8 protein-coding genes are annotated in these 13822 nt (G+C 67.4%); 1 reads left to right on the forward strand and 7 read right to left on the reverse strand.

The genetic code is table 11. The annotated features are described in order from the left end of the window. Positions 1-15 precede the first annotated feature (15 nt). Positions 16-2490, reverse strand: coding sequence for a response regulator (locus AC1KAR_RS03500; protein ID WP_480314563.1), 2475 nt, complete (start codon positions 2488-2490; stop codon positions 16-18). A gap of 107 nt (positions 2491-2597) precedes the next feature. Between AC1KAR_RS03500 and AC1KAR_RS03505 the strand changes: the two genes are divergently transcribed. Beyond that, on the forward strand, positions 2598-3764 hold the full coding sequence (locus tag AC1KAR_RS03505) for a sensor histidine kinase (RefSeq protein ID WP_480314564.1): 1167 nt from the start codon (positions 2598-2600) through the stop codon (positions 3762-3764). Positions 3765-3884: 120 nt separating this feature from the next. On the opposite strand, the gene AC1KAR_RS03510 is transcribed toward AC1KAR_RS03505, so the two are convergent. The 6 genes from AC1KAR_RS03510 to flgJ form a co-directional block, all read right to left on the reverse strand. Continuing rightward, complete coding sequence (locus AC1KAR_RS03510) at positions 3885-4481, reverse strand: ANTAR domain-containing response regulator (protein ID WP_480314565.1); 597 nt, start codon at positions 4479-4481, stop codon at positions 3885-3887. A gap of 115 nt (positions 4482-4596) precedes the next feature. Beyond that, the gene (locus AC1KAR_RS03515; RefSeq protein ID WP_480314566.1) at positions 4597-8223 is read right to left on the reverse strand and encodes a PAS domain-containing sensor histidine kinase; all 3627 of its coding nucleotides are present in this window, start codon (positions 8221-8223) and stop codon (positions 4597-4599) included. 119 nt (positions 8224-8342) lie between these two features. Next, on the reverse strand, positions 8343-9548 hold the full coding sequence (locus tag AC1KAR_RS03520; protein ID WP_480314567.1) for an EAL and HDOD domain-containing protein: 1206 nt from the start codon (positions 9546-9548) through the stop codon (positions 8343-8345). Between the two features lie 25 nt (positions 9549-9573). Then, positions 9574-10767: a flagellar hook-associated protein FlgL gene (gene flgL, locus AC1KAR_RS03525; protein ID WP_480314568.1), complete on the reverse strand. Its 1194-nt coding sequence runs from the start codon at positions 10765-10767 to the stop codon at positions 9574-9576. 27 nt (positions 10768-10794) lie between these two features. Next, complete coding sequence (flgK, locus tag AC1KAR_RS03530) at positions 10795-12762, reverse strand: flagellar hook-associated protein FlgK (RefSeq protein ID WP_480314569.1); 1968 nt, start codon at positions 12760-12762, stop codon at positions 10795-10797. 120 nt (positions 12763-12882) lie between these two features. Continuing rightward, positions 12883-13776 (reverse strand): flagellar assembly peptidoglycan hydrolase FlgJ, encoded by an 894-nt coding sequence (gene flgJ / locus AC1KAR_RS03535; RefSeq protein ID WP_480314570.1) that lies wholly within the window; start codon positions 13774-13776, stop codon positions 12883-12885. Positions 13777-13822: the final 46 nt, after the last annotated feature.

Genomic DNA, 13822 nt, shown 5'->3' on the forward strand with positions numbered 1-13822 from the left:
TCTGCGCCTCGCGCCTCAGCCCTGCACCAGCCGCAATGCGGCCCGCACGACTTCGACCTCCGCCTGCATCTCGGCGATGCGTTCGGCCATGCCGTCGGCCTGCTCGTGGCGGGCTCGGGTCTCGACCTCTGCGCAGATCTTCGAGAGCTTCATGGCCCCGATGCTGGCAGACGACGACTTGAGAGTGTGCGCAACATGGCGGATGCCCGAGAGGTCGCCGGCCTTCAACGCGTCTTCGATCTGCGGCATCAGCCGGCCAACCGAGGTGTCGAAGGCGTTGACCACCCGGCTCATGAGCTGGTTCTCGCCGGTCGGGTCGAGCTCGCGCAGGCGTTCGAGCGCCTGTGCATCGAGCACGCCGGCATCGCCACCCGCGGCCGATGCATGGGCGGGCGCTTCGGTCTGCCCTCCCCCGGACGCGCCCAGGCCACCCGATTCGGCGGCAGCAACGGGGCGCAGGCGTTTGGTCAACATGGCAAGCAATTGGCTCTGGCGGAAAGGTTTGGACAGGTAATCATCGAACCCCATGCCGAGGAAGCGCTCTTCGTCGCCCCCCAAGGCATTGGCCGTGACAGCAATGATCGGAGTATCTGCCGAAGTCAGGAAGTTGAACCGCCCCGGGCTGCCGCGACGGAACCAGTTCAGCGCCTCCACCCCGTCCATCCCAGGCATTTGTATGTCCATGAGCACCAGATCGAAGGACTTTTCGCACATGGCCCGCAAACCCGCCAGCGCGCCGTTGCAGACCTGAACCCGGCATCCCAGCATGCGGAGCATCTGCCCGATGACTTCCTGGTTGACCGCATTGTCTTCGACCACAAGGATGTGAGCGTTCAGGCGTGGCGTCAATCGGTCGGTCTCCGCAATCGTGGCAGAAATACCCAGAATGGCCTGCCGCAAGTCGACCTTGCGGATCGGTTTGGGCACGAAACGGTGGAAACCGGCCTGGTGGGCGGCCCGCACGTCGTCTGGCGCGGAAAGCGAAGACAAGAGCACCTTCTTCAGGTTGGGTTGCGTGCCGGCCGCCTGCAGGGCCAGCGCGAGCCCCATGCCATCGAGCTGCGGCATGCGCATGTCGATGAGGGCCAGATCGAAGGTCGGCGCGATCGCCGTTCGACCCTGCAGAATGTCCAGCGCCCGCCTGCCGTCTTCGGCCTGCTCCACCGCCATGCCCCAGGCGGTGAGCATGTCGAGCAGCACGATGCGGTTGGTCTCGTTGTCATCCACCACCAGCACGCGCAGGCGCGGCATGGTCACCAGATCCAGACCGAAGGCGCCCGGGCCGGTATCCGATGTGGTGTCGACCAGGCCGAAGGGCAGCACGAAGCTGAACTCCGACCCCAGGCCGGGCCGGCTGCTGGCCGAGATCTCGCCGCCCATCAACTCGACGAGTTGCTTGGAGATGCTCAAGCCCAGGCCCGTGCCACCGTACCTCCGCGACATGCCGGCGCTGGCTTGCGTGAACGCGCTGAACAGGCGGGGCAAGACCTCGCCTTCGATGCCGATGCCGGTGTCTCGCACACTGAAGGCGTAGCAGCCAGGCAGACCGCCAGGCGCCGCAGCGAGCGACACGACCACCTCGCCCTGCTCGGTGAACTTGATCGCATTGGCCACCAGGTTGGTCAGCACCTGACGCAGCCGCAGCGGATCGCCGCGCACGACCACCGGCAGCCCGGGTTCTTCTCGAAAGCCGAGCTCCACGCCCTTTTCGTGCGCACGCGGTGCCAGCAGTTCGAGCGTGTCTTCGACGACCGTGCGCAGTGCGAAATCGACCTGCGCCAGCTCCAGCTTCCCGGCCTCGATCTTCGAGAAGTCGAGCACGTCGTTGATGATTTCCAGCAACGACTCGCCCGAGCGGTACACCGCCTGCACGAAGCGCCGTTGCTTGTCGGACAACTGCGTCCCCATCAGCAGCTCCGTCATGCCGAGGATGCCGTTCATGGGTGTGCGGATCTCATGGCTCATGCTGGCCAGGAACTGGCTCTTGGCCTGGCTGGCCTGCTCTGCGGCCGAACGCGCCCTTTGCAGCTCCAGGTCGCGCTCATGGTCGGTCGTGACGTCGCGCGCCAGCAGGATCATCACGGTGGGATCGCCCTGCGCGTCGCGCAGCGCAAGGTAGCGCGTCTCGACGACGCGGGGCCCTTCAGGTGCGTTGACCTCGAAGTCACGATCGACCGAGCTCAGGCTGGCCATCGCATCGGCCATGGCCAGCTCGACCGGCTCGCGCAGGTGTTCGCCGAAGACGTCCGGGAGCGTCTTGCCCACCACGTCATCGCGCCGCACGCCGAACTCGCGCTCCGCATGGGCATTCATGCGCAGCACTCGGCGGTCTTTCAGGTCCAGCACGAAGAGGCTGGCCGGCAGATGCTCCATCAGGTCGTGAGAAAAGCCCGAAACCGGCACCTCACCAGGGTGCGCCGTCGCAGGCGCCGTCGTGCCGGCCGAGGCGGAAGTCTCGGCAATCGGCGGGCGGGATGTCAGTGAAAGCATGGAGTCGGGATACGGGATACCGCACCAGTTTTCGGCACAAACCCGCAGTGACTTGACCCCTGCTTGCAACGCAGGATGCGCGTGGGTCAGTCCTTACAATCATTTCGATGACTTTTGCGTTGCTCTCCGCGCTGGCGTTGCTCGCCCTGGCTGCAGCCGCCGGTGCGGCGACGTGGGCGTGGCAATCACAGCGCCGGCTGCAGGAGCTCGCATCCGATTTGCAGGCCAGCCGCGCCCAGGCCCAGGCACTCGCAAGCAGCGTCGACGCGTGGGTCTGGCACACCAACGCCGAACACCGGCTCATCCTGTTGCGCCCGCCGGCGTCCAGCGGGGCCGCGGGCGCACCGCTCGCAGGCAAGCCGTTGTTGTGGGAGCACTTCAAGGTGCCCGACGACAGCTTGCGCACGCGCCTGCAGAGCCAGGCCCACCTGCCGGCCGTGAGCGTTTCCCAGCCGGATGACCACGGCCGCGCCGTACCGCTGCTCCTGCGCGGCGTGCCGGTGCTCGATGCCGAGGGCCGCTACGCCGGCCACATTGGCACGGCTAGCGCACTGCCCGCCGAAATTCAATCGCCCATCGAAACGGCAGAGCCCGCCGCCGACGCCACCACTGGCGACCACGAGGCGTTCGGCTACACGATCTCGCACGACCTGCGCGCCCCGATCCGCGTGGTCGAAGGCTTCACCCGCATCCTGAAGGAAGACTACGGGCGCTTGCTCGACCGCATCGGCAACGACCACCTCGACCGTGTGCTCGGTGCCGCCGCGCGCATGAACAGCATGATCGACGCGCTGCTGGCGCTGTCGCAGCTTTCCGCGCGGCCGCTGGCGCGCCAACCAGTGAACCTGAGCCAGCTCATCGGCTACATCGTCGACGACCTGCGCCGGCAGTCACCGGGCCGCAACGTCGATGTCCACGTGCAGCCGGGCATGCAAGTCCAGGGAGACGCCACCTTGCTGCGCGTGGCACTCGAAAACCTGCTCGGCAACGCCTGGAAATACACCGCCAAGGCGCGCGAGCCGCGCATTCGCTGCGAGCAGGTGCTGCACGAGGGCCGCCCCGCCATCTGCGTGAGCGACAACGGCGCGGGTTTCGACATGCGCTTTGCCGACCGCCTGTTCGGTGTGTTCCAGCGCCTGCACAGCGCGACCGATTTCCAGGGTACCGGCGTCGGCCTGGCCTCGGTGCGGCGCATCATCCGCCGCCATGGCGGCGACATCTGGGCCGAAGGCGAAGTCGATCGCGGGGCGCGCTTTGTGTTCTGGGTGAGTTAGCCCCAGGTCGCTGCGCTCCTGCCCCCAAGGGGCTGAGCACGGACTCATCTTGCCCAGTGGACAAGATGTGGCTGGCGCCGCGCGCGTTGCTTGATGGAGGCGATTCGCTGCGCTTTCGCCTCAGGCCTCGCCCGGCTTCGAGAGCAATTCCACGGCTTCCAGCAAGCGCTCGGCCTGAACGGTCAAGGGGCGCGATTCGGTCGTTGCCAGCTTTTGCAGGCGCTGCAGTGCCGCCGCGCGCGGGAGCGAATAGCGGTGCATCAGCACGCCGACCGCCATCGCGACGGTTTGGCTCAGGGCCTCCCCGAGCGGCGGTGATTCGGCGGGGGCGTCGGTGTCGCGCAGGGCGATCTGGGCGAAGGCGGCTTCGACGGCCGGCACGATCTGGTGGATGTCGAGGGGCTTGACGAGATACGCCACGGCGCCCAGGGCCTTGACCTGCGCCACCGTGTCGTCGTCGGAGAAGGCCGACAAGAACATGAAGGGCATCTGGCAGTACTCGCGCAGGTAGGCGGCAACGTCGAAGCCGCTCTTGCCTTCCATGCGGATGTCGAGCAGCGCGAGCTGAGGGCGCTGAGAGCGAGCAAGCAGGATGGCGTCGTCGCCGTTGTCGGCGTCGATGACTTCGTAGCCGGCGGCGGTCAGGCCGTGCGCCAACGTGGCCAGCACCAGCCGGTCGTCATCGACCACGAGAATCTTGCCCTTTTGAACCGTCACGCAAACCCCTGCCGCAGAGGGACTTCATTGTGGCTGAAACCCCCTTCGCCCACCACGGGCAAAGGATGGCGCGTGTGTAAGAAGGCGCAGCCGGGCGTGCTTCGCAGCGACAGGTTCAGGCGGGTTCGAGCCGCGTCACGCCGGGCACCACGAGATGGATGCTGGCCACCACCTCGTTGCCTTGCTGCTCGATGCTCAGGCTGGCACTGCGACGCGGCAGCAATGCGCGCACGAGCCCCAGCCCCGACACGCCGCCAGGCACACGCGCCAGGTTGAAGCCGTCCGGCAGCATGCCGCGATTGGCGATCACGATCTGGATCGAGGCGTCGGCGCAGACCAGGCGGCATTGCACGTCGGGCGCCCCGAACGCGGCGCTGTGCTTGATGGCATTGGTGAGCAGTTCGTTGATGGTGAGCGCGATCGGGATCGACTCCGCCTCGGGCAGCGCCCACACATGCGGCGCCGGGCCTTCCACCGTGAGCGTGATCGTGCGGCCGAAGGTCCGCTGCACCGAGCTCGTGATGGCCTCCAATACGCTCTTCACCCGCAGCGGCCCGGTCACGCCCACCTGCAGGCCGTAGACCTGCGCGATCGCCTGCACCTGGCCCACCACCTCGGCAATGGCCGGCGCCATCTCGGGCTTGCGCGCGCCGATCTGCTGGAGCAGGCCGGCCACGCCCTGCAGGTTGTTCTTGATGCGGTGGTGAACCTCCTTGACCAGCATCTCGCGCTGCGCGATGGCGGCCTCGAAGCGGGCCTCCTGCGCGGCGCGCTGTTCGGTCACGTCCGTGGCCACCAGCAGCAACTGGTCGGGGGGCGCACCGGGCGCGGCCAGTGGGAGGTAACGCGCGTCCAGGACGTAGCTCTCGCCCCTGGCCTCGAATCGGTACTCACGCACCGTGACCTCGCTCGACGCCAATGCCGTGGTCATGTCTTCGCGCCGCTGGGCTGCCAGGGTTGGTTCGTAGATCTCCTCGGGCGTGCGGCCAACCAGGTCGTGCATGTCGCGCCCGAGGATCGTCAGCGCCGCCTGGTTGATGCGCTCCAGGCGCAGGCTGTCGGCCTGGTACAGCGCGATCCCCATCGGCGCGGCCTCGATCACTCGCTGCAGCGAGGCCTGCGCCTCGGCCGTGCGCGCCTCGGCCTGGCGGCGCCGTTCGATGTCGAGCAAGGCAAAGGTGAGCTGGCGCCCGGTGGCTTCACGACCGGTGACCACCGCATTGCCCACCACCCAAAATTCGCGGCCATCGCGGGCCTTCACTTGGCACTCGAAGGTTTCGGCCTGGCCTTCGACCAGATCATCGAGGTAGCTCGTGCGCTTGAACGGGTGGTCGTCGCCAGGCATCGCCACCGTGCTGATCGGCTGGCCGATGAAGTCGGCGAGGTCCCCACCGAACATGCGGCGCGCCGAACGGTTCATCCACTCGATGCCGCCTGCTCCCACCGTGACGATGCCCACCAGCACCGAATCGAGGATCGCGCGCGTGCGTTCGGCCTGCACGGTGAGCGCCTGTTGCGCACGGCGGCGCTCGTCCACGTTCACATAAGAGGCGATCAGACCCAGGTCGGGCCGCTCCTCGTCGACCACGCGCGTGCTGACCTGCACCCAGATCATGCTTCCATCGCGCCGGCGCAACTGGCGCTCGCCCGTCCAGCGGCCGCGCACGCGCAGGGCCTCCTGGATCACCTCGCGCGATTGCTCATGCTCGGTGGGCGTCACGTAGAGCGAGGCCACTTTCAGGCCCACGCATTCATCGGCACCGTAGCCCGTGAGCCGGCACAGCGCCTCGTTCGCGCGGTGGATGGTCGATTCGCGCACGAAGGCGATCCCCACTTCGGTGAGGTCGAACATCAGCGCACGGTCGCGCACCACGGAGCGCAGTTCGCGCTGCTGGGCCTTCAGGCGTGTGATGTCGGACAGCACCGCAATCGCCTCCGACTCGCTGCCGGCCTGGCGCACGGTCATGGCCAGCCATTGGCGCTCGCGGCCCGGCAGGTCCATGGGAATTTCGACCTCGAATACCTCATTGCGCTCGAGCGCCGCTTCGATCTCACGCACCAGCGACTGCGCCTGCGGCTGGTTGCCGAACAGCTCCTGCACGCTCGACCCGGCGGCCGTGCCGGCGGGCAGGCCCAGCAGCGCCTCGAAACGACTGTTGCAACGCATCAGCACCCGACCGCGCACATAGGCCATGCCGGCGGTCGCGCTCTCCAGGATCGTGGTCAGCTCGCGCAGCAGCATCTCGTTGCGCATCTGCGAATGGTGCTGCTCGGTGATGTCGAGCGTGACGACCGAGGTGGTTCGCTTGCCAGACGACAGCGTGGCAGGCTCCACCCGCGTGAGCAGCCAGCGCGGACCGAGCTCGGGGTGGCGGATCGCATACCGCACCTCGGCGCGCTCGGCGTGGCGCAGCGCGTATTGCAGCCGCTCGTACTCGGGCAGCGATTCGGGCAACACCAGTTCGCGGCGGATCGATTGCAGCGCGGCCGACGTCGGTGCATGGCCTTCAGCCCCCTCCCCCGCAGCGCTCAGGGGCGCCGAGTGCTGCACCCAGCCCGACGATTCCTGGAACGTGGCCAGGCCGACACCGGCCGTATCGAGCAAGGCGCCGATCTGCATCTGGGCGAGGTCGCGCTCTTCCTCGGCGCTGCGGTCCTCGACCACCGCCATGTAGCGGCGATGGCGGTTGGGCGTGAGGTAGCTGCGCACCGCGGAGCGCAGCCGGCGCAGGCTGCCATCGGCGTGCATCACCCAGGTCTGCGCCTCGTCGGGTGGTGAGCCCGGCAGCAGGGTTGGCCGCGGCGCGCCGTCTTGCCAGCACAGCAGCTTCTGCACACCCGGCTCGGCATCGCTGAGCATCACCGGCACCTGCCCGACCATCGCGTCGAAGGCCGGGTTGGTGCGAACGAGCAGGCCCTGTTCGTCGAACAGCACCATGCCCACCGGGCTCAGGTCGAACCAGTCGTCGAGCTCGCGCACCGAGCGGTCGGCCCGTTCGCGCGCGACGTGCTCGGCCGTGCTGTCCTGAAGCACGCTCAGATAGCGCAGGCGGCCCTGTTCATCGACCCAGGTGCGCCAGGCGGCGCGGTACCAACGCTCGCGGCCGTCCGGGTGCATCAGGCGACGCTCGACGAGGTGGTGCGCCTGGGCGCCGGCTTTCTCCAGCTCATCGAACTGCGCGCGGTAGGCCACGGCCAACTCGCGGTCCTCGGGCGGCAGGTCATCGATGGGGTCCCGGCCGATCAGCGACTTGGCCTCATGGCCCGTGAACTCGGCATAGGCCTGGTTGACCTGGACGATGCGGAAGTCGGCACCCTGCACGCACATGGGGTACGGCGACTCCCAGAAGAAGCGCAGCAGCTCCTGGGCGAGCGACGCATCCACTGTGGGGAGAGCGGTGTCAGCGACAGGCTTGCGTGCAATCCGCAGTGCCCAACGCTCGCCTTCGAGCGCCGTGAGCGTGAGGTCGCACACGGTGCCATCGGGGAGCGTGGCCGTGTCGGGCACGCCCGCCGCCTTGGCATCGACGCGCTGCACACCCTTGTTGAGCACCTGCTGCATCGCTTGCACCAGCGCCTCGCCCAATGTGGCCTGAAGTGACTGCAGCGTGCTGCTCGGGCCGGTGTGCAGCCAGCGCTGGGCGGCGGCATTCGCGTGGTAGACGCGAGCGCCGCGATCGATCACCAGGACTGCATCGGGGAGCGTGTCGAGAAACTGACGCAGTGACTTGGGGTCGAACATGGGGCCAGTTTAAGCAGGTGCAGCGCGTGCAGGAGCGCACTTGCTCGCAGCAGCCTCGCACCGGTGCACCACCCCGGCAGCATGCATGGCAGCGGATCCCGGTGGGCACCGGGATGGCTTCATTCAACCTGGGAGGCGAACGTCAATGCCGACAGCACGCAGCGGTTGATCTCGGACACGCTGAGCATCAGCGTATCTGCCGCCGACTGGAAGTCGTACAGCGACTCGTTCTCGACCGCTTTCACCAGGGCGAAGTAAGGCTGGTACGGCCCGGTCTGATCGACCAGTGCCTGGTATACGCGCTCAGGGACCGGGATGGTCTTGAGCAGCTCAGAGAACGACTGCTTGAACATGCGGTCGAGCAGCGAGAACACGCCGCAGATGAACATCTCGTTGCGCATCTCGTCGTCGCCGGACGAGCGCACGAGTTCTTCCATCAGCATGCCGCGCCGCACGGCGGCGAACATGACCGGCTTCATGTTGCTGTCCTTGGCCGCCGTCGCCAACAGCAGCGCGAGCCAGCGCTTGAGGCGCTGGTAGCCGAGCATCATGATCGCGTGCCGGAAGGAACTGATCTCCACCCGCAGGCCGAAGGCCGGCGAGTTGATGTAGCGCATGAGCTTGAAGGCGAGCGAAGGGTCGCGCTTGAGCGTGGCTTCGAGCTTCTCGATCGGCTCTTCCTTGTCGACACGCTGGATCAGCTCGACGATCACCTGCAGATCGGTCTGCGGCGTCTTGCCTTTGCTGAGCGCGTCGTTGATCACGTCGTCGATCGGCCAACCCAGCACGGCGGCAGCGCCGCGCTTGAAGCTGCCTTCGAGCTCTTCGATGGTGCGCACGCCCGATTGCACGTGCTGGATGTTGCGCACCACGCCGGCAGGCGCGGCGGCGCTGGTTTCGTTGATGCGGCGGTCGTCTGCCAGGTCGATCACCGAGTAGGTGAAGCACGGCAGCACCTCGCGCGGCAGCTCCTTCAGCGGGCGGCCCTTGATGAGCAGCACGGTGCCTGCGGCGTGCAGGTCCTGGAGCACGCCGATGTTGGCCGGGTCGGTGGCCATGAAGGACGGCACCTCGACCATCAGGTTGGGCGCGGGTTGGGCGCGCATCAGGTCTTGCAGCAGCGTCTCGCTGAGCACATTGAGCGACACGCGGCCGCCATTGGCGGGCCACACGCCGCCCACCGCGTGCAGCAACTGGGCCACATCGGGCGTGGCCTGGGGGTGCAGCGGGAACACGGTGAGCCGCGTGGCGGTCACTGCGCGGCTGCGGTCGATGAAGGGGGAATAGCCGAGTGCGACCTGGCCAAGAATGGAGGTGTCGTTCACGAGAAAGTCTCAGGAGATGAAAGGCTCACGAGATGTAGTTGAAGAGCGACATCTTCTGAACCATCGAGTAGCTCTTCAGCGCTGCATCGTAGCCCGTCTGCTTGTTCTGAAACTCGGAAAGAGCGCGAACCATGTCCAGATCTTCGGCATTACTTCTCTCGGTCTGGCTGGCCAGCCTCAGATCGTCGAGGCGGCCGGTGGCGCCTTCGATGCGGTTGAGCGTTTCGCCCACCTTGCTGCGCATCGAACCCAGCTGGTTCATGGCCGAATCCACAGCCCCGAGATACATCGAGTTGCTTTGCGCGATCTGCGCCGTGGTGCGCATGGGCGTCCGGAGCGCGGCCACGGCTTGGTCGATGGCATCGAAGACGTTGAGGTCAGCCGTCGACGGCGTGAAGTCGAACTGGTCCCCGGTGGCGGGCGTGCCGGTCACGGTGGCCGACAAGCCATCGACCTGGATCGCCTGGCCCGAGGTATAGGGCGCGCCGGTGATGGCCGTAGGGCTGCCGTCTTGCAGGACTGAATACGTGATCACGCCCGCGGTGTTGTCGAACACCAGGCTGTAGGTGGAGCCGGTGACGAGGCTGGGGTCGGTCACGCGGCCAGTGTCGACCCACGCGCCACCCGAGCTGACCGTGGGGGTGGCGGCGAACACGCCGTTGCCGGTGCGAGCGCTCATCCAGGCCGCGCGGCCATCGACGGTGAGCGGCAGCGGGTCGCCCGATGCGGCATCGATCTGCCCGGTGGTGCCGCGGTAGCTGACGCCGCCGCTGCCGTCGATGAACGGGGCCTGGTCTGCGGACTGGCCGCCGAAGAGATAGGTGCCCGAGCCATCCTGCCGGTTGGCCACTGAAAAGAGCTGCTGGCGCAGGCCCGCGATCTTGTCGGCCTGGGCCTTGCGCTCGGCGTCGGTGTAACTGCCATTGCCTACGGCCACCAGGGTCTCGCGGATCTGCTGCAGCAGCTCGCCGGCATCGCCGAGCGCGCTCTCAGCCAGTTGCATGGCGGTCTGGCTGGCGTTCACGGCGCGCTGCGTTGCGTCGGTGTGCAGCTCGGCGCCGAGCGCGCGTTCGGCGCGTGCCGCCGCGGCCGGGTCGTCGCTCGCCCGGTTGACCCGCTTGCCGGTGGTGAGCTGCTCCTGCGTGTTGACCAGCGATGTCTGGCGGCGCATCAGCGTCTCGATCGACGCGTCAAAGGCGTTGGCGGTGCTCAGGCGCATGGTGTGGGTCTCGTATCAAGGTTGCGATCAACGTCCTGCCGTCTGGAGCAGGGTGTCGAACACGGACTGCGCCACCTGCAGCATCTTGGCCGCTGCCTGGTAGCTCTGCTGGAACTGGATCAGCCGGGCGGCCTCTTCATCGAGGTTCACACCCGACTTGTTGACGCGCGCCGACTCGGCGGTGGCCGCCGCGGCGCTGGAGATGTTCGACGACGCGCGTGCGCTTTGCACCCGCACGCCGATGTCGGACAAGGCGCTCGCGTACGCATCGGTCACGGTGCGACCGGGCACGAGGGTGCCGCCCGCCAGTGTTTGCGCGCCCACGAAGGCGGCGCTGCCGAGCGCCACGAAGGCCAGTGCATTGCCGTTGTTCGACGCGGGTGAGCTGGTCGCTGCCACGTCGACGACATCGCCGCCGCGCGGCACGCCGCTCAACTGCAGAGAGAAGCCGTTGATGTTGATCGGCGAGCCTGCTGTCCAGGTGCCCGTTCCGCTGCTGACGACGGTGTTGCTCGCATCGAGCATGTCGTAGCTGTAGTCGCCGGTGTCGTTGTTAAACGTGATGCGCGTACTGAGCGCCGGGTCGTAGGCAGTCGGATCGACCAGGCCCAATGAGCCCGCCGTTGCGGTGCCGGTGTTGGTGACGGCAAAGCTGCTCGTGACGGCCGACGCGGCAGCAAGGCCGCGCGGGTCGCTGAGCATGGTCTTCATCTCGGCCGCGGCGGGGCCGGCGGCTTGCAGGAGGTACCGGTCACCGACGGCCGAGGCCCCGCCCGTCCATTGCAGCGTGAGGCCGTCGACCTGCACCCCGGCGGCGAGGTCAGCCGCCGCGAACGGGCTGCCCACGGCGGCCGAGCCATCGGACAGGCGCGTGATCGAGTAGTTGGCGCCGTCGAAGCGCACTTCGTAATCGCTCGCCTGCACGTGGGTGAAGTCGCTCACGCTCAGGCCGAACTGCGCGTTGCCGGCATTGCCCGCCGCCGACAGCGTGCGCGGCGCTCCCACCGAGAACAAGGCCGAGCCGGCGCCGGGCGGCGTGCGGCCATCCAGGCCGAGCGACTGTTGCTGGTTGATCGCGCCGCTGATCGACACGGCCAGTTGGCCGAGCAGGTTGCGCGCCGCGTTGAGGTCTTCGTTCTGGAAGCGGATCAGGCCGGCGATCGAGCCACCCGCGATGCTGCCGGTGGGAACGGGCCGATCGACGCTGCCCTCGCGCAGGGCAAGCTGCGTCAGCGCGGGGTCGTATTCGTCGGGCTTGCCGACCAGCTTATTGGAGGTGGATCCCAGCACCAGCGACTGCCCGCCACCGATGAACAGGCCCACGCTGCCGTCGTCGGCCTCGATGGTGCTGACATTGATGTACCCGCTGATCTGGCTGATGAGGCGATCGCGCTCGTCGAGCAGGTCGTTCGGGTTGTGGCCCGTGCCATTGAGCGCCGAGATCTGCTTGTTGAGGTTGGCCACCTGCGAAGCCAGCGTGTTGACGCTCGCGATGCTGGAGCGGATGTCGTCCGACACACCGCTCTGCAGCGTATTGATCTGGTCGCCGGCGGCCTTCATGCGCGAGGCGAGCTCCTGCGCACGCGTCAGCACCACCTGGCGGGCCGAGGCGTCTTGCGGGTTGTTGGCCACGTCGACGAACGCGTCGAGCACCTCGCGCGCCGATTGGCCGATGCCGCTTTCGCCGAGCTGGAACACATTCTCCAGTTGGGTGAGCTGCGACAGCCGCGCCATGTCGGCCGAGGCGATCGAGTTCGTGGCGGCCGCCTGCGTGGTCAGGAATCGGTCGTACGAGCGCACGACCGTGGTCACGTTCACGCCCTGCCCGAAGAAGCCCGCGCCGGTGTACATGCCCTTCGCGGTGGCGAGTTGCGTGTCCTGGCGAGAGTAGCCGGCGGTGTTGGCGTTGGCGATGTTGTTGCCGACGGTCGTGAGTGCCGCGTAGTTGGCAAACATCGCCTTGGTGCCGATGCTCATCAGGCTGGAAGCTGCCATGTCAGTTGCTCCTCGAACGAAGTAAGACTGCAGACGCGACCAGGCTGCCGCCGGGCCGCCCCGAGGCAGCCTGAGCCCCCTCGGTGGGCAGTGAACGCAGTGAGCGTGGGGGCTTCACGTTCATGCCGAGGCCCGTTGGAGGCGCAGGGTGGTGTTGATCATGCGAGTGAGCTTGTCGGCGTAAGCCGGGTCGGTCGCGTAGCCGGCCTTCTGCAGGCCTTGCGCGAAGCCCTGCGCCGACGCGCCCGACTCCACCACCTTGGCGTAGCGCGGGTTGTTCTTCATCATCTGCGCGTAATCGGCAAAGGCCTCTTCGTAGCTGCCGTAGGCGCGGAACTTGGCTTTCACCTTGCGCGCCTCGCCGTTGATCACCTCGGTGGTGGTGATCTCGGTGGTGGCACCCTTCCAGTTGCTGCCGGCCTTGATGCCGAACACGTTGTGCGAGGTCGAGCCGTCGCTGTTCTTGATCTCGCGGCGGCCCCAGCCCGACTCGTGCGCGGCCTGCGCCACCATGAAGTTCGCCGGGATGCCGGTGGCCGCCTCGGCCGCCTTGGCCGCCTCGTCGTGCAGCTTCAGGAAGCCGATCTGGCGCTCCTTGCCTTGCAGGTCCTTGCTGAGCGGCTCGTCCGTGGTCACCTTGGCCGGTGGCTTCGCCAGCGTGGTCACGTTGGCGGCCTTCGCCGCGGCTTCGGCCGCCATGTTGGCCAGCGGCTCGCCCATCTGGCGTTCGAGGTGCTTCGCGATCGCGTCCGACAACCCGCCCGGCAAGCCGGTCAGCTTGGTGGCGAACTGCGTGTCGAGCAGGTCGGTGCCCATCTTCGTACCCTCGTTGTCGAGCATGCCGGAGGACATGCTCGCCTCGCGCATGCTCTTCAACAACTGCTGCATGAAGATGCCTTCGAACTGCTTGGCCGTCTCGCGCACCGCCGCCTTGGGGTCGGCAGACGCCGTGCTGCGCAAGCTGGCCAGCGAGCGCGCGTCACCAGAGATGGATGAGCCTGAATAAATCGCCATGTCAAACCTCTCGCGCGATGGAGCGCAGGGCCTTGCCCGCGCGACT

This window comes from Piscinibacter sp. PDB1-1 (genome assembly GCF_056675995.1).

Excerpts from the sequence above, each read along its gene's own strand:
- AC1KAR_RS03500 (WP_480314563.1), bottom strand. The coding sequence starts at position 2,490 with ATGCTTTCACTGACATCCCGCCCGCCGATTGCCGAGACTTCCGCCTCG.
- AC1KAR_RS03505 (WP_480314564.1), top strand. The coding sequence starts at position 2,598 with ATGACTTTTGCGTTGCTCTCCGCGCTGGCGTTGCTCGCCCTGGCTGCA.
- AC1KAR_RS03515 (WP_480314566.1), bottom strand. The coding sequence starts at position 8,223 with ATGTTCGACCCCAAGTCACTGCGTCAGTTTCTCGACACGCTCCCCGAT.
- flgL (WP_480314568.1), bottom strand. The coding sequence starts at position 10,767 with ATGCGCCTGAGCACCGCCAACGCCTTTGACGCGTCGATCGAGACGCTG.
- flgK (WP_480314569.1), bottom strand. The coding sequence starts at position 12,762 with ATGGCAGCTTCCAGCCTGATGAGCATCGGCACCAAGGCGATGTTTGCC.
- flgJ (WP_480314570.1), bottom strand. The coding sequence starts at position 13,776 with ATGGCGATTTATTCAGGCTCATCCATCTCTGGTGACGCGCGCTCGCTG.